This window comes from Fructilactobacillus sp. X2R6C1, assembly GCF_059901295.1.
In genome coordinates, this window is the sequence record NZ_JBWXUZ010000003.1 from 25,299 (window position 1) to 48,730 (window position 23,432).

Sequence of the window (23,432 nt, forward strand, 5' to 3'; positions counted from 1 at the left end):
AATGGCGTGCTATAATTAGCGTAAATCTATCAAAGTGAGGAAACGTTATGGGTGAAATCAAGAAAAAAATGAAAGATCGACTTGATGCCTTCAGTGACGCCATTATTGCCATCATTATTACCGTGATGGTGTTGGAACTGCCGATTGAGAAAATGGGTGGAAACGTTGAGTATCTGGTTCTATTTCGTGCCATTGGAATCTATGCCGTTAGTTTCTGTTTTGTTGGGAACTTGTGGTACCAGCATGCACAAGTATTCAATGATACCGAAAAAGTTGCCAACAAGACGGTTGTCATGGACCTGGTGTTCCTCTTTTTCATGTCGTTAATTCCAACTTTTACAAAGCTTATGACCGACGATACATCGCAAATCACGGTGATGCTTTATGGCACTCTTTCACTAATTTTATTGGTGGTCTTTCGCATCATTGTGTCACAAATTGCGGAAGTCAAGTACCGAAAGCACTCCAAGCAACATGAAGTTTTCAACTATATTTTTGCCAGAAACTTTAACTATTCAATTGCGGCGTACGTCATTTTGATTATTTTGGCGTTTTTCTTTCCTAGAATTGCTTTGACTTTATTTATCATTATTCCAATTTGGTCGTTTATTGAAAACAGCCACGAGCACGGGACCTTGAACTTGGCTAATCAAGGAATGGAAGAGGGCCAGGTTAATTTAACCGAGTCGGTGAAGAATTTAACGGCTGATCAGAAAAAATCCTTAAAAGCCAAGTTAGCTTCGACGATTAAGGCGTCAAAAGGTACTGATGATGAGAAAGAAAAGCATGAGATTTGGACCCAGTTTGCCAAGTGGGCCGCTGATCAGAGGTAAAACTTAAAGCATTGCTATAAAATATTTTTAGGGATTGACGTCAATGAACAAATGATGTTAGTCCCTTTTTTTTCAACATTTTTCTTTCAAAGTTAAATATATGTTAAAATTTATCTAAAGGTAGGTGTTAAATATGAAGAAAAACGCATTTACTAGTCGTATCAGTTTACTGTGGACGGCCATGGCCATGATTTTATTTGGAACCAGCGTGGTTGAGGGGATTCAGGAGATTATCTACGGTTTTCCCATTGGTTTCATTGACTGGATTTTGATTATTTTGAGTGCCCTCTGTATCATCATTTGGGCGGTCACCTTATTTATTAAGAATCCAGCGATGGAGATTGCGGGTGAAATTACCTCCAAGCAACGTGTTTGGGGTGGGGTTGTGACCCTGCTGGTGTTTCTTTTGGTAATAATCGGGATCTCTCATCTTTCCGTTATGTGGACTGATTTAATCCTGATTCTAGGATTTATTGGCTTTTTACTTAACGAAGTATGGACGTTTAAAGATTAAAATTTTTGATAATTAAATCTGAAAAAAATCCATTCCAATGTTGAATTGGGATGGATTTTTTGTTTACCTATAATTATTTGAATATGAAGATGGAGATAATGAGAAAAAAGAGATAAGCGGCTGCTGGAATGGCAGTCTTCCGCATTACTGTCCCCTCTTGTCCCTTCAAGCCAACTACGCCACTCACGGAAACAATGTTGTAGACACAAATCATGTTTCCAACGGCGGCGCCGATGACCTGACCGGCGAGAATGAGAAATTTATCTAAACCAGCGTCCACGGCGACATCAGCCTGAATTGATGAGAAAGTCAAGGTGGAGACGGTCGTGCTCCCGGTGACAAATGATCCCACCGCGCCTAGGATTGGTGCGATTGCTAGCCAGACGCCATGCAGGTGAGTAGCCATAAACGATGCCAAGTAACCGGGCATGCTGTCTAATTTGGCGCCGTTAAAATTGGTGTTAGTAAAGACTTGGACCATGATTAAAGTCACAATTAAGGTCAGAAGCGTGGTCTTCATTGATTTCACCACGTCCCACGCTTCGTGTGAAAACGAACGAAATGATTCTTCACGAAGCAGAACCGTTAGTAGGGCAACAATCAAGAGGACGGTTCCCGGTGAAGCTAAAAGGAGCCAGCTCGAGTCAATTGCCTTAAAGCCAAGAATGTTGGTTAATGATAGGTTGACGTGGCTGTTTAACCAGTTATGGACCGGTTTGACGAGTTTAGGGATTACCAGTAAAACGACCACGAGGACGTATGGTAACCACGCTCTAATTAGTGAAATGTCGGTTCGGGGCTCTTTGATAGTTACTTTTTCGGACTGCTGCCATGGATTTTTCTTAACATCCCTTGGTAGTAAGATGTTGAATTTAATACTTAAGATGGCGAAAATCAGGGCAATGATGGGGCTGATAACGGATGTTAGTTCGTACCCCAGTAATAATTGACTGATAATGGTTGAAGTCGAGTAGATTAACCCAATGGCAAGACACCATGGAGTAACCTGTAAAACTGATTTGAAGCGGTGCTTGGTGTATTGATTGGGAAGCAAAAAGACCAGCATAACGATGAGGATCAGCGGAACCAGGGTCCCACTGATTAACTCGAGGTTAGCAATCTTTAACCCGACTTTGCCCATCTCAGCGGGACTAACGGTGTTACTTAGACCAACTGTTATTGGAGTTCCTACGGCTCCAAACGAGGCGGCAGTTGAGTCGGCTACAAGGGCTAAAACGATTGAAGAGAGCGGTTTAAAGCCCAGAGCAATTAGCAGTGGCGCGGTGACCATGGCTGGAGCACCGAAGCCCGAGACTCCCTCAATTAGGGACCCAAACAGAAAGACAATCAGGATGGCTTGCAGGCGCATGTCGGTGGTTAAATTGGTGAAGCCAGCGTTAATCCGGTCCACTGATCCGGTGTATTCCAGTGCTCTTAGTAATAACAGTGCCCCAAGGAGAATCCAGGCAATCGTCAGACTTTTGTGGACTCCCTGAATGGCTGAGGCTGCCAGAGCTTTCATTGGCATCTTCCAAACCAATAAACTAGCTAAAATAACAAGTATTGCCGTTACACTCATTCCCTTTAAAGCTGGCATGTTTAAAAAGCCCAGCAGAATTATTGGGACTAGTATCGGAAACATTGAAACTAATAATTCCATATAATGTTTTCTCCTCTTAGTGCTTTGCGGTAAAGATGTCTTATAACTATTATACATGAGTCACCGAGTTCAAGCTAAGGGAGATCGAACAGTTAAAACGTAAAATGAGACGCCCCTCACCAAAGGGACACCTCATTTTTGCTTATTTACTTAGATATTTTTTTTCGTAGTGGTGGTACAAAAGATAACCCACAATACCAAACAGTACTGGTCCTACGACCATCCAGATACTGCTTACGTAGTTGCCACTCAAAGCGGGAGCGATAATCGTAAAAATAATGGCAAAACCGACCGTTAGCATTACGACACAGACCGCTAATTTAGCGACCAGTGAATTCTTGTAGAAGACAAAGGGCTTCTTGATTTTCTGGTTGGCTTTAAAACCAATGAACGAGAAGGCAATGAACAGGTACGGAATTACCATGGCCACGTTGGTCATCTGAACCAAAATGTTGAAGAAAGCTTTGGCACTTTGTCCTCCAAACGAGATTACGAGGATGAATAAGATGACTAAGAGTCCCTGAATCACCATGGCATTGCCTGGTACGTTGTGTCGGTTGATTTTGGTAAAGAACTTCGGCCAGATTTCTTTGGGTGTTCCTTCCACGATCGTCTTGATTGGCGAAATAACGAGGGTAATGAAGGCCCCACTTAGCGCAAGAAAAATGGAAACCCCGACGTAACGGCTGACCCACATCCCGATTTGAACGGAGACGCCATGAGGAAAGTTCAGGGCGGTCCCCAGTTGATAACCAAAGTTATTCATGATAACGAAAGGGATGTTGACTAAGTTAATGTTGTGTTTTGAATCCAAGATCTGGTTCCAGTTCGTAAAAGCTCCGACCATGAAAATGCCAATCGAATAGACAACGGAAATAGTGATGGCCGAGATGGTGATTCCCTTAGGAAAAGTCTTTTCGGGAGTCTTGGTTTGATCAACGAGCCCCCCAATGGTTTCTAGTCCACCATAGGCAAAGATTGCGTATACGATAAATCCGAGGACATTAATTAATGAATCGTATTGCGGATTGGGTGATACTAAGACGGCTTTCCAGGAAAGTGGCTGAAAGGTATGTCCGTTAATTAAAAGGATGATGGCCCCACCAACAATGAGGATTACGTTGGTTAGCATTGCCGCAAACCCGCCGATGGAAGTGACCTTTTGAATTTGACCGATTCCACGGGTAGCGATGAACGTAATTACGACCATTAAAAGGACGGCTAAAAGTCCGATGGTTTCAACGCTTGAAAGTCCAAAGAGATGAGCATCTGACGTTTTATCAACGCCGAAGATTGCATTTGAAAGTGGGACCCAGATGGCGGAACTGGTGTTGACCATCCAGATGATGGCGGAAGCATACCACATTGAGATTCCCGTGAAGGCGAATTTAGGGTTAACTGATTCGCTCATCCAAGTGTAGATGCCACCGTGTTTTTCTGAAAAAGCCGCACCAAACTCCGCAATCATGAACGCGAACGGGATGAAGAAGCAGAGCGCTGCCAGGATGTACCAGATGATTGAGGCATACCCCATTAGATAGAACGCTCTGGAAATGTTCGCTGATCCGAAGACGGATGTAAAGATCATTAAGACTAACGCAAATAATGATAACTTTTTATTGTCCATCAAATGTAACCTCCAATTTCTTAAATAATTCTTAAAGTATAACAGGAAAATCCCGATTTGTGACACAAAAAAAGAATTCATTGCTGAATTCTTTATTTTTTAAATTGAATTTTAACGTATTCGCGGTACTTGGGCAGGGTCTTGATTAACTCTTCATGAGTCCCATGCCCACTGATTTCACCGTGATCAACAAAGTAAATGTCGTCTGAATCAACGATGGTACTCAATCGGTGAGCAATGATGAGAGTGGTACGACCCTTCATGAGTTGATGAAGCGCCTTTTGAACCATGGCCTCTGATTGTGAATCAAGACTGGCGGTAGCTTCGTCAAGCATCAAAATCTTTGGATCCCGCAAAAAGGCCCGGGCGATCGCCAGTCGTTGTCTTTGACCACCACTGACCTTGATTCCTCGTTCACCAACTTGAGTGGAAAGTCCCTCAGGCATCTCCCTTACAAAGCCCTCCGCGTACGCCAGGCTTAGGACGTGCCAAAGTTGTTCATCGGTGAACTGTTCGTCTAGTCCATAGGTCAAGTTATGGCGAATCGTTCCCGCCATGATGGCTGAATCCTGACTAACCAGTCCGATTTGATGTCGCCAGTTAGAGAGGTTAATGTCCTCGATGTTTTCCTTGCCAATCGTAAGGGTGCCAGACGTTGGCTGGTAGTAACGTTCAATCAAACTGAAGATGGTTGATTTACCACTTCCAGAAGGTCCGACGAAGGCCGTGGTTTGATTGGGCTTGGCGGCAACGTTGACGTTTTTTAGGACCGGTTCGTCGGGGTCGTAGGCAAAACTAACGTCATTGAGACGCAACGTTTTACCTCCAATATCATCCGAGAAGCCTGACGCAAAGTCTTCTTCGGGTTCAATGAGGAGTTCTCGGACGTGTTCGGTAGAACCATTGGCCTTCGAGAGGTCAGTGACAAAACGACCCAGCATGCTAACGGGACCAATGATTTGAAACAGGTACATTAGAAAGGCAAACATGGTTCCGATGGTCATGGCTCCAATGGCAACCCGATGAGCGCCATATGCTAAAATGCCGACGATCATGGCCATCATGACCGTGTTCAGAATTGGTCCCGCGATGGAGTCATAGACCGATTCTTTGAGACCGATTCGATACAGATTGTGAATTAAGTTAGAACCAGCGTTGGTTTCGTACGGTTCGGCATTTGATGATTTAACTAAGCGAATTTCGTTTAAAGTTTCCTGCGCCTTTCCGCTGAAATCAGCCATTTGGTCCTGACGCGACTTCCCAATCTGACTTGACTTGTGAATAATGGGTCGCATCACAGTCATGACGATGGGAATGGCAATAAACATGATTAAGGCCATTCGCCAGTCCATGATTAGCATGATGATTAGAGCCCCGATCAGTTGAAAGATCGACGTAATCGTGTTGGGAAATGAAACTGACAATAAGTCTTTAATCTGATCCGTGTCACTCACGAGCCGCGAAGTCATTTTTCCGGTCTTCACGCTATCAAAATAGTGAACGTTTAACTTCACCATTTTCTCCCATAGTAGTTCTCGAAGGTTAGCCACTACGTCTTCACCGAAGAAACCCAGGAGCGTTCCTGAGCCCGCGTTAATTAGGGCACTTAAGACGAATAAAATAACCATGGCAAAAATCAGGACTAGACTCACGCCCTTGGCGAAGTCGTTCACCATGACCTGGGCAATCTTTGGAACCGTTAGTTGGGCTCCAGTAGCGACTAGTCCCAGGATCAGTCCGACCATTAGTTGCCAGTAGTGGGGTTTAGTTTGTCGAATTAGATGGAAGAATCCCCGAAAGTTAAAGGATCCGTTATTTTTTTGGTTTTTCTTTTTCACGTTATCACTCCTTAAATCGTAACTACTATCCTATCACAAATCGACTTGCTTGAAACGAATATTCATTCCGCCTATCCTAATCGTAGAAACACATTGAGAGGAGTTCTCATCATGGAATATGAGTATTACACGTTAAATAACGGAATGCAGGTTCCAAAGATTGGTTTTGGGACCTATCTTTTAAAGGGTTTTGAAGGTGCAATGGCGATCACTTCTGCCATTCATAAAGGTTATCGGTTAATCGACACTGCCTATAATTATGAAAACGAAGGGGCCGTTGGTCGTGGAATTGAAAACTCGAACGTACGGCGTTCTGATTTGTTGGTAACTTCAAAGTTGCCAGGCCGTTACTACGACCGAAAGAGTGCCATTAATGCCATTCAAGAGTCACTTTATCGGGCTGGTCTAGACTACTTTGATATCTACTTGTTGCACTGGCCTAATCCCAAAGAGGGGAACTACGTTGAAGCATGGCAAGCACTGATTGATGCCCAACAGTATGGTTTGATTCGGACGATCGGAGTCTGTAACTTCCTACCAGACTACTTGGACAAGCTAGTTGATGAAACTGGTGTCATTCCATCAATCAACCAGATTGAACTTCATCCCTACTTTAATCAGGCTGATATGCGTCACTATGATGAAGAACACGGGATTTTAACCGAAGACTGGAGCCCACTTGGTCGTGCCAGTGAGATGTTAAAGAACCCAGTTCTGGTTGATATGGCCGCTAAGTACCATAAAAACGTTGGTCAATTGATTTTACGCTGGGAGATTCAGTTGGGAACGCTGCCAATTCCTAAGTCAGCTCATCCTGGTAGACAGAGTGGTAATTTGAACGTCTTTGACTTTGAGATTACTCCTGAAGATATGGAAACGATTGATTCGTTAACCAAGCCAGATGGTCGAACTCATAATCAAGATCCAGCCACTTACGAAGAATTTTAGATTAATTAATGCTTGAAATCAATTAATAAAGGAGGCCCAGAAGTGGGTCTCCTTTTTGTACGGATTAATTAATAAATAATTTCAAGAACTTTTTGAAGCCGATGAAGTAATTTTTCAGAATCTTTGGGAGATTCCATTGCTTCTTTAATCGTCTGGTGGCACAGAACGGTAATGGCCCACCGTTTGGCTGGCAGCTTAATGATTGCCGAATCATCAATGTTTTTCTGATTATGCAGGATGTCCATCTGAATAAATTCAAAGTATTCACTTTCAGCACTATCTTCTAGAAAGGAACGGGCGGCATCAACGTAGTCGCTTGGTTTCAGTTCATCAAGCTTTTTATTTGTGAAAGGCTGGTGAATGGTTGATAAAACCAGTCTGCGCGTGTAATCATAGCCGCCCTTTAAGGTAATGAAGTATTTGTAGTAGGCTCCACGTGAGATTTTGGCATCCTTGATGATCCTGGCAACTTGGGCGTCAGAGAAGGGATGAGCGGAAAATTCATTTAAAAGGGCACTGTTGATGCGATCCTTTTTTGCCTGGGGGAGATTTACAAAAGTTGATGATGGCATAAAAAATCCTTCCTTCTATGTAATAATTTAATTATACCCACATGTTGACACGGTGTTAACCGCTAATTCACAATAATCGATTGATGAAAAATCCGAAGAGATATGCAAGGATTCCTAACGAATAACTGATCATGGGATAGGTGAGGGCCGCTTTGAATTTATGCTCGAACTTAAAGTTGACAATCTCACTGTTGAAGGTGGAAAAAGTGGTAAAACCACCACAAAATCCTGTCCCAATTAAGAAAGCTAGTCCAGATCCCGCGAATGGAATTAACATGCCCAAGATGAAACTGCCCACGGTGTTAACAGTTAGTGTGGCAAGCACACCACGATTGTGTTTTTTGGATAATTGAGTCATGGTGAATCTCATAACAGCGCCTAACCCCGTTCCAACTGCGACTAAAAGGTATGAACTAATCATTAAATTCACTCCTTTCAACTAATTTGGCGGCAAGATTAGTGCCAAACAATGCTAAGGCGAAACCAAGAAAAATGGAAATTACGAGATAGATGACTAAAAAGAGCCATTTAGACATCAGTGCTAACTTGATGGTGTCGGCCATGATACCAGAAAAGGTGGTAAACGAGCCAATGAAGCCCGTGCCGATGACCCGATTGAAGATTTTGGGAAGACGTAACTTTTTAAAACCGTAGTCCGTCCAGATTGGTAAAAGAAATGTCCCAATTAAATTGATTAAAAGGGTGGCAATGGGAAAAGTGTGGTAGTAGATTAAGTTGGTAATTGCTAATCGGCTAATTCCCCCAAGAGCACCAAAAACAAAAATTAACAGAGATTCCATGATTTCCTCTTTTCATAATAAAAGACCGAACATAAATGTCCGATCTTAATTGTTAGGATTAAGTTATGCGAAGATGTAGCCAAATCCACCGGGACCAACGTGCGTCATAACGATGGGACTTGTCAGACGGCAGGTGACGTCGATGTCAGGTCTAGCTTCCTTGATCTTAGCGGCAATTTTCTTTGGGGCCGTTCCGTCATCAACGTATGAAAGACCAACTTCAGAAATATCCTTATTATTGATGATTTCATCAGTGACTTGGTTGGCAATCTTGGTCATTTTCTTGATGCCACGGCACTTGTACTTCAGTTTTAAAGTTCCCTCAGTCAGTTGAATTACGGGCTTTAGTTGAATTAGTGAGGAGATAAAGCCAACCGCCCGGCTAGCACGCCCACCCTTGACCATGTAATCAAAACTGTTGATGAAAACGTAGGTCATGATGGTTGGTACAAAAGCCTTTAAATTGTCCATAATTTCGTTAACAGACTTGCCTTGATCGGCCAATTTTTTAGCGCGTATGACGGCAAAAGTAAGACCACTATCAGTGGAATCACTGTCTAGGACTGAGATGTCTCCGCCCACTTGTTTGGCAGCGGTCCTAGCCGTCTCAACCGTTCCGCTTAAAACCTTGGTTAAATGAATGGAGATGATTGAAGCGTCTGGATCTTCTTTTTGAATTTTTTCGTAGGCTTGAATGAATTGACCCAGAGAAGGTTGACTGGTCTTCGGAAATTCTTTGTCGTTTGCAAGATGATCGGAGAATTCTTTTCTGGTAATGTCAACACCATCTTCATAAGTTTTACCATCAATGGTAACCTGAAGTGGTACGACCGTGAGATTATTTTTTTGAATTTCATCTGGGGTTAATTGAGCAGTTGAATCAGTAACAATATGAATCATGTGTTTCTCCCTCCAATTAACGTTTCGTTAATTTGCCTTATGGACCTTAATTATAGTAGAAGGATCGGTTTTTTCCCAGTTAAAATTGGATTTAATTTTAGTAGAGAGTTTGGTTAAGCGTGGGACAGGTAACTTCATCTTTGAAAGTGCGGTTACATAGTGTGAATGGTGTAACCGGTCGGCAATCACATTATAAAAATTATAAATTAGAGAAAGAAGTAGCTTTTTTGTCGCAAACAAGATATAACTATATTAGGGAGAAAAGCAGGGAGTTTCATCATGAAAAATAAAATGAAAATCCTGTTAACCAGTGTTGTTTCGGTGCTGGTAGCGGGTTCGATGGTAGCCGGATTGGTTGCCAAAAAGCGTGATAACGAAAAGAAGCATGCGACAAAAAAGTAAGCATTGCTGATTATTAGGGGGATTTCAACTACGGTTGGGTTTCCCCTTTTATTATGGTCGATCGTGTAAGCATTGAAATTAAAGAAAAAATTAAAATGAATAATGAAGTGAGGCAAGCAAATGGTAAAGGGAAGAAAAAAAGAATTAAGGTTGAGTACCGTTTTAATCTATTCGTTACTATTAAATACCGGGTCATCCTTTATGTGGCCGCTAACCACGGTCTACATGCATAATTACCTTCATGAATCTCTGACAACGGCCGGCATCGTGCTGTTTGCCATGTCAATGTTCATGATTATTGGGAACTATCTGGGTGGTTATCTTTTCGATCGCTGGTCACCATACAAGACTGCCATCATCAGTGTTCTAATTACGATGACTTCGATTGTGACTTTGATCTTCTTTCACGGCTGGCCCATCTTTGGAATTATGTTACTGCTGTATGGACTGGGTAACGGGTCCAGCATGACGCTCTTAAATTCGTATGCTTCAATGATCACCTCTAAAAGTACGCGATACGTTTTTAATTCGTTGTACGTTGGACTTAACCTTGGGGTCGTTGTCGGAACCGCGTTGGTTGGTTTCTTGATGAAGTACGGCATTTCGATTGTTTTCATCGTGGCAACGGGTTTTTACATTGTGTTGTTGTTGATGACGATTTTTGAATTCAACATTAAATTACATCGGCCAGAACCGACGGCCGTTAAGCGTTCACAAGATGACGACGATGTTTCTGAGAAAAAGAGTCACGGTTTAAAACTGATTTGGCTAATCTGCATCATGGTTTTTTGTATTTATATGAGTTATACGCTCTGGGAAAGTGTCATGTCAGTCCACATGACTCAACTAGGGATCTCATTTGAAAATTACAGTTTCTTGTGGACGATTAATGGGTTATTGATTGTTTTCATTCAACCGATTATTAATAAAATCGGGGCTCGGTTTAAGATGAGTCGTCAGATTGCCTTTGGGGTAATCATTTTCGCGCTAAGCTTCTTTATGTTAATATTTGCTAGACAGTACGCCGTTTTCGTAATTATCATGGTTATTTTGACCTTTGGTGAGATGAACGGATTGCCGGGAATTCCGGCGTGGATTGATACGTTAGCGGACCCCAGACAAAAAGGAAAGTTTCAGGGACTATTTAATATTTTTATGTCACTTGGAAGGGCTGTGGGCCCACTCTTTGGTGGATTAATGGTTGAATTTTTCAACTATCCCGCTTTATTTATCGTATCCGGCGGACTGATTTTATTCGCATTGTTCTGTGTGATGAGCGAATCAAGAAAGTTAAGTAAAACACGTCAAGATTAGTGAGGTAAACCATGGTCGACACTTATTATAAAGATTCAATTGATGTGTCTGACGCACACCAAAATAATTTAAAGCACGTTAACGTCAAACTCCCTAAACACGAAATCACCGTTTTTGTCGGTGAGTCCGGATCGGGGAAATCGTCGTTAGTATTCGACACGATTGCGGCCATGTCACGTCGTGAACTAAACGAAACGTTTCCTAGTTTTTCACAACAGTATCTCCCAAAGTACGGGCAGCCGCACGTTGGTGACATCAAAAATTTGCCAGTTGCCATTGCAATTGAACAGAAACAACTAACCGGCAACGCCCGGTCGACGCTTGCCACCTATACGGGAATCTACTCGTTATTACGACTCCTGTTCTCACGGGTTGGAAAGCCATTTGTGGGATACTCGGAGGTCTTTTCGTTTAACCTGCCGCAGGGGATGTGTCCGTACTGTCAGGGATTAGGTTATGTCGATGAAGTTGATGAGTCAAAGTTAATTGATCCAGAAAAGTCACTTAATGACGGAGCGATTACCTTCGTTAGTTTTGGACCCGGAACCTGGCGTTGGCGGGGATACGGTTACAGTGGTTTATTTGATAATGACAAACCAATTAAAGATTATACTCCCGAAGAGTATGACTTGTTGATGCACGCGCCACAACAAAAACTGTCCAATGCGCCCGCTTACTACAAAACGAGCCAGTACGAGGGTGTGGTTCCCAGAATCAAACGTTCAATCATCAACAGTCGTGAGGGTAAGCACCACAAAGAAGCCATTAGTGAGATTGTGACCCGGGAAGTTTGCCCGGTATGTAAGGGAGCTCGACTTAACCCCAGATCTTTGAGTGTTAAGATTAATGATTTTAACATTAACGACGTTTCTAAGATGGACCTGGTTCAGTTCTTGGACTTTTTGGAGTCCATTAAAGATAACCTTGGAGATGAAATCATCCGGGGTTTAGAGTCTAAGATTAAACCTTTAATCGACATTGGATTAGGGTACTTGACCCTCGATCGGACCACCAGCACCTTATCAGGTGGTGAAGTGCAACGTATTAAGATTGCTAAACACCTGACTAATTCATTATCAGATATTCTGTACGTTTTTGATGAACCAAGTGTGGGTCTTCATCCCCACGACATCGCTTTGATAAAAAAAGCCATGATTAACCTAAAGAAAAAGGGTAATACCATCTTTATCGTTGACCACAACCCAGAGATCATGTCGATTGCCGATCACGTGGTCGAAGTGGGACCAAAATCTGGTGCCGACGGTGGTAAAATCACCTTTACTGGAAGTTATCCAGAAGTGTTGGATTCTGACACCCTGACCGGAAAATGGTTAAGGGCACCCCATCACTTCGCCAAACCACTTCAACCTAAGGGATTTGTAGACTTGAAGCACGTTCACATGCATAACATTGACGACGTGAGTGTCAAGGTGCCAACCGGGATTATGACCGTTCTGTCGGGAGTTGCCGGTTCAGGTAAGAGTTCACTAGCGGAGGCCATGAAGGACCATTTAAACGGCGATTACGTTGATCTGACGCAAAAACAAGCCGGCATCAGCATTCGTTCCACTCCCGTGACCTATCTCAACATTTTAAACCCAATTCGAAGACTTTTTGCGAAGGCCAACAACGTTTCGACCCAACTCTTTAGTTACAACGGCAAGGGTGCTTGTCCGCGTTGTAAGGGGAAAGGAGTCACAATTACCAACATGGCCTTTATGGATCCGGTCGTTCAGACCTGTGAGTTGTGTCACGGAAAACGCTACAGTCAGGAAGCCTTAGGATATAAGTATCACGAACAAGACATCGCTGACGTTTTGTCAATGTCGGTTGCTCACGCGGCTGAATTCTTCAAGGATGTCCCTGAAATCGCTAATCCGTTGAAGCAGATGAGCGAAGTTGGACTGGATTATTTAGCGTTAAATCAGGCTTTGACCACGTTATCCGGTGGTGAACTGCAACGACTACGATTAGCCCAGATGCTAGAAGAGAAGGGCAAGATTTACTTTCTTGATGAACCCACGGCTGGTCTGCACATGAATGATACGCAACGATTGCTGAAGCTATTTAAACGGATGGTTGCTGAGGGTGACAGTTTAATTATCGTCGAACATAACCTTGATGTAATCAGTCAGGCTGACTGGTTGATTGACATGGGACCTGGAGCCGGAACGTACGGTGGAAACGTCCTGTACAGTGGAATTCCCGAGGGATCGGAAAAAGTTCCTCAGTCGTTTACTGGAAAAGCCCTTAAAAAGTACATGTTGCCTTATAAAGAAAGATAAACAAAAAGAGATCATCACTGATATCAGTGATGATCTCTTTTTGAATTAGAATCCGATGAAAGACTCAATGTTGGCTTTTATCATATTGATACCATCTTGGATGGTCATGATAATTTGTTGAAGAGCATTATTATCCCGTTCACTAGCATTTTGTTCGATTTCTTGTTTGGCTTTTTCAATGACATCTTGAGTTTTTTGGTTAGCTTCATTACTGCCATTGTTGCCACCATTATCAGCATTATTCTCAGGTTTATTGTTATAATTTTTAACCACCACGGGCGGATTTTGTTTAACCTGTTGCTGGGCACTCTTTCCTGAACGGTATAAGCCAAAGATTCCCAACAAAATGATAATCAGGAAAATAATTACGATCCAGCGGAACCAGTGGTGTTTCTTCTTTTTAGGAGCACTTTGGTACAGCGTTTGATTGGGTGCTGTTCTATCAACACCAGGGGAAACCACCTGCGCACTTGGTGCGTACACCAAGTTGTAAGTGAGCGTTCCTCTTGCAAAAGTTCCGTTGATATTCTCGTTCGGATTGACGGCCACAACCCGACCCATGTTTGCCGGATAATCAACGTTTCGTTTAAAGGTGACGTTAGTGAGGTAACTGACGGCATTTTGATCACCACTAAGTCCCTGAACGACGTATCCCTTTAGGTCAGGGACTTCGATTGAAAATGCTTCCCCGGGAGTTTGCGAATATTTTAATGGGTTAGTCAAATTTTGACCGTTTTTATCAACAACGTTAATAACTACGTTTCCGACATTGCGGTCCATTCGACTACCAACTGTTTCATTGTTCATTGATTGAGTGCTCCTTTAATCAGTTTATATGCATTATCTTACCATTATTTCTCAATCTCACAAAAAGAATCCAACCCAATTTCCCGCACCTTAATGGGTGATCAGGTGTCGATTAGTCGCCTCAAATGTGATATCATGATTACTGTAAGTGATAGTCATTAACTATCAGACTGAATATTGAGAGGAAGAATGACATGAGCGAAAAAAAGATTATTGAAAAACTCGATGACATTAAAGATTACGAAGACAAAATGGCTGATTTAGTATCAGCAATCTTGACCGACCAACCTTGGGAACAAACTGATGAAGTTCGAAACGTTTACTTCTTGGATGTAACTGATTTTGGGAAAGACCTTCAAGACGTTTTGGACCAAATGAACGTTTTGCGTGACCAATACGATGAAACATTACACTCATACTTGGGTGTTCCATTCATCCCTTACGTTCCACTATCAAAATTAACTGATGCCGCTTTTCAAACTTTAGTTGACGTTGACCCAACGGACAACATCACTAAGACTAAGAAGAACAGTGTCTTTGTTGATTCACGTGTTATTGATAGTAAAGATGGTAAGCACATTAGCTTGGACTTACAATTTAACGAACAATAAGATTAAGTGTAAAGAGAGTTGACATCTCGGTGTTAGCTCTTTTTTTATGGCGTTTTTGAAGTAAATATTTTAAAAATGATTGACAGAAAATGATTTGAGTTGTTTAATTAGTGGCAATTAAAGAAGAGGAGGAATATTCCATGAATAATCATATTGATCATCAAAACGACCTTTATACTTACTTTACTTGGTACAAGTGCGTATCTAAGTAAGGTTGTTTTGAGGGCCTAATTAGATACCGTAAGGATACTAACTAGGCTAATTACAGATTATCGTTGGATATTCCTAATAACGAATGTGTTTTTAATCCCAGTTAGCATCGAATGTTAACTGGGATTTTTTTGTCTATCGAAAGGAGAATTAGAATGTCAAAATCACTAATAAGTAAAATGAATCAAGAAATGCTGCAGCTATCACCATCGTCGATTTTAAAATTTAATGATGAGGTGAGTCAGATTCCTGATATTATTCCGTTAACGTTAGGTGAACCAGACTTTAACACCCCTGAACACGTTAAGGATGCCGCAATTAAAAGCATTCAACAAAATGAGAGTCACTACGCTCCCACGAAGGGAACTAAGCGACTTCGGGATGCAGCTGCGCACTTTTTACAAAGTAAATACGATTTAAACTACGACCCGGAGACGGAGATCATTATGACCGCTGGAGCTACCGGCGGAATTTATACGGCGTTAACATCGGTTTTAAATCCCGGGGATGAGGTTTTAATTCCAACGCCGATTTTTCCACTCTACTTTCCGATTATTAAACTGCGGGGAGCCACCCCGATTTTTATGGACACCGCTAAAACTGACTTTGTCCTCACTCCAGAACAGTTAGAACAAAATTTAAAGGATCATCCCAAAACCAAGGCGATTGTTTTGAATTTTCCCACTAATCCCACTGGCAAAACTTATCATCCTGTCGAACTTCAAAAACTGGCCGATGTGATTAAAAAGCATGATATTTTTGTGATTTCTGACGAAATTTACAGCGAACTGACTTATGATGGCAAACACGCCTCAATCGCTAAATATCTTCCCGAACAAACCATTTTATTGAATGGAGTTTCAAAGTCACACGCGATGACCGGATGGAGAATTGGGATCATGGCGGCGCCTAAAGACATCACCAGCCAACTTGAAAAAATCGATCAATTTACGATCACTTCAACCACTACAAACGCGCAAGCTGCGGCCGCCGAAGCCCTTGGAAACGGAATGAATGATACTGATGCCATGAAAAAGGAGTACCGAAAGCGACGTGATTTTGTTTACGAGAAATTGAATGCGATGGGCTTTAAGATGGCCAATCCCGATGGCGCTTTTTACATTTTCGCTAAAATCCCAGCTGGCTTAATTCAAAATAGTATGGACTTTAGTTATGACTTAGCCCGTAAAGCTAAGGTAGCCGTCATTCCCGGAAGTGCGTTTGGCCCAGGTGGTGAGGGTTACGTCCGTATTAGTTATGCTACTTCAATGAAAAACTTAAAAGAGGCCATGGACCGAATTAGTCAGTATGTCGAAAAAGAAATGGGGAAATAGTTGTGACATTAAAGCCCTTAACTACTTACGATAGTTAAGGGCTCTTTTGCGGTGTATTTTATTTTACTTACAATTACTTGTTTTTGGCTTCTTTTTCCTGAGCCGCTTGACCCAAGATGTTGAGGTAGTTAAACGGACGGTCAAAGTTTGGTTGAAACAGCATGTCAACCATAGCCAGGTCGTCAATGGTGTTTTCGTTTTGAATGGCAACCGAAAGCACGTTAGCGGATTGTGAAATGTCATAAAGACTGGTCAATGCGCCACCCAAGATTTTGCGGGTGTCAGGACTGTAAACCAGTGACATTAGAACAGGAGTCGTGGTGGGCATGAATTCAGGACGATAGTTATCTTCAACAATTACTTGATGAGCGTTAATGCCCTGAGCCTTAGCGGCACTCATGGTTAATCCGGTTGAGGCGAGGTTTCGGTCGTACAACTTTAAACCAGATGAGGATTGCGTTCCCATGTATTTTTCGGTGTCGTTTTCGATGTTCTTTCCAACCAAGATTCCTTGACGAACCGCATTGGTGGCAAGCGGAATGTAGGCGTTTTTGTGGGTTGGATTGTAGTGAACGGCGGCACTGTCACCAGCGGCGAAGATGTCCTTGTTAGATGAATGCATGTAATCATCGGTGATGATTGCACCGTTTTCAAGCATGTCAACTTGACCCTTGAGTAGACTCGTGTTGGGTTTGAAACCAATGCACAAAATAGCTAGGTCAGCAGTAAATTCGTCACTGCTGGTCTTAATTGAGACTGTATCACCGTTATCAATGAACTTTTGCACCATTTGGTTTCCTTCGAATTTAACCCCATGGTCCTTGTAGTCTTTTTCAACGATGTCAGTAAACTTAGGGTCATAGTATTTACTTAAAACCCGGTCAACTCCATCAATCAAAGTGACCTCATGGCCAGTCTTGGAATAGGCTTCGGCTAGTTCGGCCCCGATGTATCCAGCTCCAATGACAGCGATCCGTTTAGCGTCCTTGGCGTCATCGAAAAGTACCTGAGCGTCGGTCCAGTTCTTACAAAGCTTGACGTGATCGCTATGAACGCCCTCGATTGGAGGGACAACCGGAAGGGAACCACTGGTCATTACGAGCTTGTCGTAATGTTCGGTCTTACTTTCACCGGATTCTAAATCCTTAACGGTGATTTCCTTGTTATTTGAGTCGATGTTAGTGACTTCGTGCTTCATTTGCACGTCGGCGCCAAGTCCCTTTAATTCCTTTGGATCAGAATAGAACAGGCCTTTTGGATCCTTAACTTCGCCACCTAAATAAAGGGCGATTCCACATGATAGAAATGAGATATTGTCATTTTTTTCATAGACAGTTAAGTCATAATCGGGATGCTCTTTTAAGATTTGTTTAACCGCAAAAGTTCCCGCATGGGTACAACCAACAACAATAATTTTCATGATGCAACTTACCTCCTAGTGTGAAACAATATTCATGAATTATAGGCTATCCTACCAGATAAAATTGTGAAATGCTAATCAATACACTCATAAAATGGTTCTTATTTGTTATTTTTTGAAAGCGACTTCATTGCTATACTCTCTGGATCTTTCACACATGATTTGATAAATGCGAACGACATCACGATCGGTGCCCCTTAATTCGTATTCTGCAATTTCAGGGACGTTAAAACGTTCCGCATATCTTCTGGCTGTGAGACAAAATTGGACGTTAAAATTGCGATTACCACTGCCGACGATTCCCATGCAGTAGTTAGCGTTATGGTCGTAAGCAACGTATTCGCCCATGGTGTTGGTCATGAGTTCTTTAACTCCGTTATCGATTCCGTTTCCGCCATCAAGATAGGTTGGCACGAAAACAAAGTACGGTGATGTTTCGTCAGCAAAGTCACTTTGATCTGAGATTTCGGTTGATTCAATTAGTGGATTACTAGCATCTTTTTGGTGCTCGGCTTCCGCGTAGTCCTCTAAATTTTGCACGAAATTGCGGGTGTTGCCGGCAATTGAGATGTATAAAATGCGAATGGGTTTGATGATTACTACCTCCTTAAATATGAAAAATAGTCACTATTAGTGTAACCTCTAACAAGTTTAAATGCACAGAATCTTAGAAGTTAAAGCAGCCAAAAAACGCACGGAGTTAGTTATCCGTACGTTTTTAATTTAATTTCGTTTCTTTACGATCCAGATGACGATTCCACTGATAGCGAGGATTAAAATTCCAAAGGCACTCGCAATTGATCCTAATAGCAGTCCGGGAGTTTGGTATTTCAGTTCAATCTGGTGTTTCCCAGCCTGAATGGGTGCTCCGACAAAGCCAGTGTTGACCCGACTAGTGGGCACCTGTTTGCCGTCGACGAAGAGTTTCCATCCCGTTGAATATGGAATGGAAGTGGTTAAGACGGATTTCTTCGGGTTATTACTGATTCCCTTGACTTCGTTCTTTTTAACCTGAAGTTTTTGGAGACGGTTGCGTTGAAGTTTTTGAATCTGTTGTTCATACGAATTGCCAAACGGAACGGCGATAATCTTGGCATGTTTAAAATTAATCTGGTGGACACCATCAAACGTCAATTTAATTTGATTGCGGCGTTTGGTGGAATACCCTAGGTTAATTAAAGCGTTTTTCTTTTGCGTGTAGTTTGAGAGATTGTCGCGTCCATACTGTGAGTAACCGTTCTTCATTCCTTTCGTTGCGGCATTTAAGGAGTACTGACCGACAAACGGAGTGTGGAGGTTCTTTCGTTTCTCGTTTAGTTTCATCATCTTCGTGTACGGTTGATTTTTGATGGCGTGCTGTCTTTTGGTCATGCTTTCCTTTGAAGCCGACGAGTAATCGTGACTCTGAATACCCTCTAATTGTAAGTAAATTTCGGCATTTTTGGTGCGGTTAGGTTGCTTAATCTTAAGAAAATACGGGACTGATTTACCAAGCGCATCCTTAGTTACCACGTGGAGACCGTCTTGATTTTGCTTCTTGGTGTCATTTTCTAATTGGACGTTTTCGGAAAGGATCTTTAAGGCGGTCTTCTGAGACGTGTGATTAATGGTTGGTTCGTTGTACTCAATACTCTTAGAATTGTTAGTGAATGCCGTTAATTTATCGTAGTTATCAAGGGTCTTTTCGTAGTCCGGTTTCACCTCATAACTAAGTTGTTTTTGGTTCTGTTTTAGCTTGGCTGATTTGATGCCCTGAATTGACGAGTCAACGTGGACCCCACTGATCATTGCTTGTTCACGTGCGGTTGGTGATAGTTTTTGGTACTGCTGGTTTGAGATTGTTTGATCCTGGGTGTAAGCAATTGGGAGCGCGTTTTTGTTTTTTAAAACGTAGGTTCCGTCGGGGTCTTTTTGATTCACGAGCGGATTATCAGACGCAAATAGGAGCGGCTTTTTGTCCTTACCTTTGACCATCTTAAAGCCAAAGGGTTGTGATTTGTTTTGTTGACCCGTGCGAATAAAGAGGTACTTGACCCCCATTAGGTTATCGAGGGTGGTGCGGTAGTCATTTTGAGCGACCGGAGCGTTAAAGGTCCGTTGGTTATTTTGAACGGAGTTTTCAAGTTGACCAACGGCCCCATTTTCCACCGTCAGATATGATGAAATATCACGGGTCGAAAATAACATCGGGATGTTGGTATTGATGTTAGAGTAGTTTGATAAGTTGACGTCGTTTCGACCAGCATAGTGGTATCGATTACCAAGTGAGGTCCGATATCCACCTAACCGTGGTTCAACGTACTGATCGGCTCCGTCGTAGAAATTATTGATGAAGTTAGTGGCAACGTGTTTATTAAGCATGCCCTTTGAAAAGCCGGCAACGTTGGGACTGTAGTAGCCAATGCCAAGTGAGATAAGGTTAACGATTAAAACCGCGGTCACACTTCCAATGGTTGTCACTGGCTTTAAATGGAAGAGCTGACTACATAGGATGACTCCCATTAAAATCAGCAGGAGGACGATTTCGCCGTAGTCATGCGCACTTAACTTCATGATGAATCCACGAGAAGCCCAAATAAACACAATGAGAGCGATGATTGCGACAATCATGACTTCTACGTCACGCTTAGTTAACGTGGTGAGATGATCTGAAAGAATTGTGGCAGCCATCCCAATTGGAAGTAAGCCCAAACACATCCACCGGTTTGATGGGGTCGATATGGCGTTAAAGACCGCTCCAAAAGCCGGAATCAGGGCACCAATGAAAACCACCAACAGGCCGATGTTTAGGTAAAGGTATTTCTTGAAGTGAGTCATCGTGTAAACAATGCCAAAAAATCCGAGTCCACTAATCCCAACAATGAGCCAGAAGCTAATGGTCAGGTAGCCATTTCCGAGAATTTTACTTGGAATGGAAAGGTAATAGTAGAGAGGATAGAAAAGATAGCCGTTCGCAAAGGTCGATGTGGTCCTCGTGGAACTCAGGGCAAATAAGAGCGTCGGAACGAAAATGACGGCACTAATCAAAATTCCCGCTAGAATGGCCGCAACCATTTTTACCAGTGAACTCACAAAATGAAAATCAGGATTTTTACGAATGCTGAAATACCTAATGATGACGTAGATAATACTGCCAAGTCCAATGATGTAGGCAAAGTAGAAGTTACTTAAAAAAGTTAAGGAAACGGCCAGCATCAGTGGAATGAAGGAATGGTTAGAAATGATGCGTTCGACGCCGTAGCAAATCAGTGGGAAGAAAATCATCGGTAGAATAAAAAAGGGATGGTGCATCCCCGAATAAAGGGCGTAACCCGCAAACGTGTAAGTTAAAGTTCCGAGTACGACACTGTATTTTTTAAAATGAAATTGTTTGATGAATAGTAAAAAGGCCAATCCAGCAACGTACAGGCGCAGGATTACCAGGAGTCCGTAACCCAGTTCCAGTAAGTGGTCTGGAAATAAAACGATCAGGTAGTTGAAGAGATCACCGACAACGTAGTACGAAAAACTGGTTAACTGATCAGCACCGAGGCCAATGTTAAACGACCAGTTGGTAAAGCCGTGACTGGGATGGGCAAGAAATTCAGTTAGCATGTGTTTAAAGTTTACGAGGATGGGATAGTGTTGGGCAATTCCGTCCATTCCCCAAATTAGTGAGTTACCGGTTAAGTAAAACGTCCAGATGTAGGCCATGATAATAATCAGAAAAATTAGACTGTAAAAAAGCCAATCCGGACATTTTTTTAAAACTGTTTTCATTGTTTCTATTACCCCTATGTATTAGTAAAGCCGAGGGACAGCCTCGGCTTTATTGATATTAGTTATTTGTCTTTTTGGTCGTCATCTGCGTCTGATTCATCATCAGTTGGTTCCAGTTTGTTGACCTCTAGCCAGTTAATGAACGAGTTCTTGTAGTCAAGAACTTTAAACTGAAAGCCGTCAATTGTAACAACGTCACCCACTTTAATGTGAGGGTTCTGTTCGATGATGAAACCAGCAATCGTAACGATGTCAGAGTCGTCAAAAGCAGGCATCTCAACGTCGAAGTACTTTTCAAAGTCATACGTGTTTAATTTTCCGTTCACCTGGAAGGTGCCATTGGGCTGTTTAAAGATGTACTCATTAACCTGTGGGTCAATCTCGTCTCGAACGGTTCCAAACAACTCTTCGTAAATATCTTTATCGGTAATTAATCCCGAAGTTCCACCGTATTCGTCGATGACCACGACAATCGGTTGGTGCATCTTAATCATTTGTTGAAGCACCATCGTAATGGGAGTGGTTTCGGGGGTGGTACTAATCTTTCGGATTAACTTTCCGACCTTAACGTTTGAATCGACCTGCGATTGTCTGACCAAATCGTAACTGTAGACATAGCCAAGGATGTTATCCTTATCGTTGTCTTTGACAACGGGAATTCGACTGAATTTCTTTTGAATGTAAACGTTGATGGCGTCTTGGACCGTATCGTTGATGTCGATCGTTACCAATTGGGTCCGGTCAATCATGATGTCCCTGGCCACTTTGTCGTTTAATTCAAACGAACGCTGCATGTACAAGTAGTCGTTTCGCTCTAGATCACCATTTTTAACGGCATCCTTTGAAAGACTCAAAATTTCTGATTGTGAGAAGGCCTCGTCGTTTTCGTTTGCCACGGGGATTCCCAGTAACTTAACTACGCCAGTTGCTGACACATTTAGTAACCACACAAATGGATAGAATAAAATGTGAAAGAAGTGAAGCGGACCAGCAATCACGCTCAAAACCTTCAGTGGCATGTCAATACTAATATTTTTAGGCACAATTTCGGTAAAGACCACTTCTAAATAGGTAAGTAAAAGTACCCCAACAATCGCACCAACACTGTGAGCGGTAGCAGGATTAACACTGAAATCCTTTAATTCCATGATGGAAACCAGGATTTCAATCACGAATGATTCACCAATCCAACCAAGAATGATTCCCGCAAGTGAAACACCTACTTGGGTTGTCGAAAGATACTCATTAAGGTTGGTTACCATTTTCATTTCACGATTAACTTTTTTCTTCTTTTTGTCACTGATATCTTCATCATCCAGTTTTTCTTGGAGGGCACTTGGCCTTGATTGGACCAGTGAGAACTCACACGCGACAAAGAATGCAGCAAAGAAGAACGTTATTAAAATAATTATTAGATCAAGTATTATCTGACCGGTATTCAAATTTCATTCCTCATTTCAAAATTTTAAACAATAAATATATTATAACGTACTTATCCATTTTTTTAAGTATTTAAGATGAGTGGCATAATTAATTGATTTTATCATAAAGCCGCTTGAATGGAAGCAATTTATTAAAATAAATTCCTTATTATGTTA

The 23,432-nt window shown here is 42.2% G+C and carries 20 protein-coding genes; 8 read left to right on the plus strand and 12 right to left on the minus strand.

What is annotated here, in order from left to right:
* Window positions 1-47: 47 nt before the first annotated feature.
* Both AC6UDF_RS04040 and AC6UDF_RS04045 read left to right on the plus strand, forming a co-directional pair.
* Window positions 48-833, plus strand: a complete 786-nt coding sequence (locus AC6UDF_RS04040) for a TMEM175 family protein (protein ID WP_500694117.1) — start codon at window positions 48-50, stop codon at window positions 831-833.
* 133 nt (window positions 834-966) lie between these two features.
* Window positions 967-1,347 carry a hypothetical protein gene (locus AC6UDF_RS04045; protein ID WP_500694116.1) on the plus strand — a complete coding sequence of 127 codons (381 nt, stop codon included), beginning with the start codon at window positions 967-969 and terminating at the stop codon, window positions 1,345-1,347.
* A 73-nt stretch (window positions 1,348-1,420) separates the two neighbouring features.
* On the opposite strand, the gene AC6UDF_RS04050 is transcribed toward AC6UDF_RS04045, so the two are convergent.
* The 3 genes from AC6UDF_RS04050 to AC6UDF_RS04060 all read right to left on the minus strand — a co-directional run bounded on the left by AC6UDF_RS04050 (window position 1,421) and on the right by AC6UDF_RS04060 (window position 6,472).
* Window positions 1,421-3,007 (minus strand): L-lactate permease, encoded by a 1,587-nt coding sequence (locus tag AC6UDF_RS04050; protein WP_500694115.1) that lies wholly within the window; start codon window positions 3,005-3,007, stop codon window positions 1,421-1,423.
* 142 nt (window positions 3,008-3,149) lie between these two features.
* Window positions 3,150-4,634 carry a glutamate/gamma-aminobutyrate family transporter YjeM gene (gene yjeM / locus AC6UDF_RS04055; RefSeq protein ID WP_500694114.1) on the minus strand — a complete coding sequence of 495 codons (1,485 nt, stop codon included), beginning with the start codon at window positions 4,632-4,634 and terminating at the stop codon, window positions 3,150-3,152.
* Window positions 4,635-4,726: 92 nt separating this feature from the next.
* A complete protein-coding gene (locus tag AC6UDF_RS04060) occupies window positions 4,727-6,472 on the minus strand; it encodes an ABC transporter ATP-binding protein (RefSeq protein ID WP_500694113.1) in 1,746 nt (581 codons plus the stop codon).
* A 111-nt stretch (window positions 6,473-6,583) separates the two neighbouring features.
* On the opposite strand from AC6UDF_RS04060, the gene AC6UDF_RS04065 reads away from it, so the two are divergent.
* Window positions 6,584-7,420 carry an aldo/keto reductase gene (locus AC6UDF_RS04065; RefSeq protein WP_500694112.1) on the plus strand — a complete coding sequence of 279 codons (837 nt, stop codon included), beginning with the start codon at window positions 6,584-6,586 and terminating at the stop codon, window positions 7,418-7,420.
* A 68-nt stretch (window positions 7,421-7,488) separates the two neighbouring features.
* Here AC6UDF_RS04065 and AC6UDF_RS04070 read toward each other — a convergent pair whose 3' ends face one another.
* The 4 genes from AC6UDF_RS04070 to AC6UDF_RS04085 form a co-directional block, all read right to left on the minus strand.
* A complete protein-coding gene (locus tag AC6UDF_RS04070) occupies window positions 7,489-7,992 on the minus strand; it encodes a TetR/AcrR family transcriptional regulator (RefSeq protein ID WP_500694111.1) in 504 nt (167 codons plus the stop codon).
* Window positions 7,993-8,059: 67 nt separating this feature from the next.
* The gene (locus AC6UDF_RS04075) at window positions 8,060-8,413 is read right to left on the minus strand and encodes a fluoride efflux transporter FluC (protein WP_500694110.1); all 354 of its coding nucleotides are present in this window, start codon (window positions 8,411-8,413) and stop codon (window positions 8,060-8,062) included.
* Window positions 8,406-8,792, minus strand: a complete 387-nt coding sequence (locus tag AC6UDF_RS04080; protein ID WP_500694109.1) for a fluoride efflux transporter FluC — start codon at window positions 8,790-8,792, stop codon at window positions 8,406-8,408. Before AC6UDF_RS04080 ends, AC6UDF_RS04075 begins: the two co-directional genes overlap by 8 nt.
* 63 nt (window positions 8,793-8,855) lie before the next feature.
* Window positions 8,856-9,692: a DegV family protein gene (locus tag AC6UDF_RS04085; RefSeq protein ID WP_500694108.1), complete on the minus strand. Its 837-nt coding sequence runs from the start codon at window positions 9,690-9,692 to the stop codon at window positions 8,856-8,858.
* A 279-nt stretch (window positions 9,693-9,971) separates the two neighbouring features.
* Between AC6UDF_RS04085 and AC6UDF_RS04090 the strand changes: the two genes are divergently transcribed.
* The 3 genes from AC6UDF_RS04090 (at window position 9,972) to AC6UDF_RS04100 (ending at window position 13,693) form a co-directional block, all read left to right on the plus strand.
* A complete protein-coding gene (locus AC6UDF_RS04090; protein WP_500694107.1) occupies window positions 9,972-10,094 on the plus strand; it encodes a hypothetical protein in 123 nt (40 codons plus the stop codon).
* A gap of 120 nt (window positions 10,095-10,214) precedes the next feature.
* Entirely contained in the window at window positions 10,215-11,408 is a 1,194-nt protein-coding gene (locus AC6UDF_RS04095; protein ID WP_500694106.1) for an MDR family MFS transporter, read from the plus strand.
* A gap of 11 nt (window positions 11,409-11,419) precedes the next feature.
* Window positions 11,420-13,693 (plus strand): ATP-binding cassette domain-containing protein, encoded by a 2,274-nt coding sequence (locus AC6UDF_RS04100; RefSeq protein ID WP_500723864.1) that lies wholly within the window; start codon window positions 11,420-11,422, stop codon window positions 13,691-13,693.
* A gap of 45 nt (window positions 13,694-13,738) precedes the next feature.
* On the opposite strand, the gene AC6UDF_RS04105 is transcribed toward AC6UDF_RS04100, so the two are convergent.
* On the minus strand, window positions 13,739-14,500 hold the full coding sequence (locus AC6UDF_RS04105) for a hypothetical protein (RefSeq protein WP_500723867.1): 762 nt from the start codon (window positions 14,498-14,500) through the stop codon (window positions 13,739-13,741).
* A 194-nt stretch (window positions 14,501-14,694) separates the two neighbouring features.
* On the opposite strand from AC6UDF_RS04105, the gene AC6UDF_RS04110 reads away from it, so the two are divergent.
* Window positions 14,695-15,111 (plus strand): hypothetical protein, encoded by a 417-nt coding sequence (locus tag AC6UDF_RS04110; RefSeq protein ID WP_500694103.1) that lies wholly within the window; start codon window positions 14,695-14,697, stop codon window positions 15,109-15,111.
* A gap of 365 nt (window positions 15,112-15,476) precedes the next feature.
* A complete protein-coding gene (locus AC6UDF_RS04115) occupies window positions 15,477-16,655 on the plus strand; it encodes an aminotransferase class I/II-fold pyridoxal phosphate-dependent enzyme (protein ID WP_500723869.1) in 1,179 nt (392 codons plus the stop codon).
* Window positions 16,656-16,728: 73 nt separating this feature from the next.
* Here the strand turns inward: AC6UDF_RS04115 and AC6UDF_RS04120 are convergent, their stop codons facing one another.
* From AC6UDF_RS04120 to AC6UDF_RS04135, 4 genes are all read right to left on the minus strand, one after another.
* Entirely contained in the window at window positions 16,729-18,075 is a 1,347-nt protein-coding gene (locus AC6UDF_RS04120) for an FAD-dependent oxidoreductase (protein WP_500723871.1), read from the minus strand.
* Between the two features lie 108 nt (window positions 18,076-18,183).
* Window positions 18,184-18,669 carry a class Ib ribonucleoside-diphosphate reductase assembly flavoprotein NrdI gene (gene nrdI, locus AC6UDF_RS04125; RefSeq protein WP_500723962.1) on the minus strand — a complete coding sequence of 162 codons (486 nt, stop codon included), beginning with the start codon at window positions 18,667-18,669 and terminating at the stop codon, window positions 18,184-18,186.
* Between the two features lie 129 nt (window positions 18,670-18,798).
* Entirely contained in the window at window positions 18,799-21,834 is a 3,036-nt protein-coding gene (locus AC6UDF_RS04130) for a YfhO family protein (RefSeq protein ID WP_500723873.1), read from the minus strand.
* A 62-nt stretch (window positions 21,835-21,896) separates the two neighbouring features.
* Window positions 21,897-23,276 (minus strand): hemolysin family protein, encoded by a 1,380-nt coding sequence (locus AC6UDF_RS04135; RefSeq protein WP_500694099.1) that lies wholly within the window; start codon window positions 23,274-23,276, stop codon window positions 21,897-21,899.
* Window positions 23,277-23,432 lie beyond the last annotated feature (156 nt).

Excerpts from the sequence above, each read along its gene's own strand:
- AC6UDF_RS04040 (WP_500694117.1), top strand. The coding sequence starts at position 48 with ATGGGTGAAATCAAGAAAAAAATGAAAGATCGACTTGATGCCTTCAGT.
- AC6UDF_RS04045 (WP_500694116.1), top strand. The coding sequence starts at position 967 with ATGAAGAAAAACGCATTTACTAGTCGTATCAGTTTACTGTGGACGGCC.
- AC6UDF_RS04050 (WP_500694115.1), bottom strand. The coding sequence starts at position 3,007 with ATGGAATTATTAGTTTCAATGTTTCCGATACTAGTCCCAATAATTCTG.
- yjeM (WP_500694114.1), bottom strand. The coding sequence starts at position 4,634 with ATGGACAATAAAAAGTTATCATTATTTGCGTTAGTCTTAATGATCTTT.
- AC6UDF_RS04065 (WP_500694112.1), top strand. The coding sequence starts at position 6,584 with ATGGAATATGAGTATTACACGTTAAATAACGGAATGCAGGTTCCAAAG.
- AC6UDF_RS04070 (WP_500694111.1), bottom strand. The coding sequence starts at position 7,992 with ATGCCATCATCAACTTTTGTAAATCTCCCCCAGGCAAAAAAGGATCGC.
- AC6UDF_RS04075 (WP_500694110.1), bottom strand. The coding sequence starts at position 8,413 with ATGATTAGTTCATACCTTTTAGTCGCAGTTGGAACGGGGTTAGGCGCT.
- AC6UDF_RS04080 (WP_500694109.1), bottom strand. The coding sequence starts at position 8,792 with ATGGAATCTCTGTTAATTTTTGTTTTTGGTGCTCTTGGGGGAATTAGC.
- AC6UDF_RS04085 (WP_500694108.1), bottom strand. The coding sequence starts at position 9,692 with ATGATTCATATTGTTACTGATTCAACTGCTCAATTAACCCCAGATGAA.
- AC6UDF_RS04090 (WP_500694107.1), top strand. The coding sequence starts at position 9,972 with ATGAAAAATAAAATGAAAATCCTGTTAACCAGTGTTGTTTCGGTGCTG.
- AC6UDF_RS04095 (WP_500694106.1), top strand. The coding sequence starts at position 10,215 with ATGGTAAAGGGAAGAAAAAAAGAATTAAGGTTGAGTACCGTTTTAATC.
- AC6UDF_RS04100 (WP_500723864.1), top strand. The coding sequence starts at position 11,420 with ATGGTCGACACTTATTATAAAGATTCAATTGATGTGTCTGACGCACAC.
- AC6UDF_RS04105 (WP_500723867.1), bottom strand. The coding sequence starts at position 14,500 with ATGAACAATGAAACAGTTGGTAGTCGAATGGACCGCAATGTCGGAAAC.
- AC6UDF_RS04110 (WP_500694103.1), top strand. The coding sequence starts at position 14,695 with ATGAGCGAAAAAAAGATTATTGAAAAACTCGATGACATTAAAGATTAC.
- AC6UDF_RS04115 (WP_500723869.1), top strand. The coding sequence starts at position 15,477 with ATGTCAAAATCACTAATAAGTAAAATGAATCAAGAAATGCTGCAGCTA.
- AC6UDF_RS04120 (WP_500723871.1), bottom strand. The coding sequence starts at position 18,075 with ATGAAAATTATTGTTGTTGGTTGTACCCATGCGGGAACTTTTGCGGTT.
- AC6UDF_RS04130 (WP_500723873.1), bottom strand. The coding sequence starts at position 21,834 with ATGAAAACAGTTTTAAAAAAATGTCCGGATTGGCTTTTTTACAGTCTA.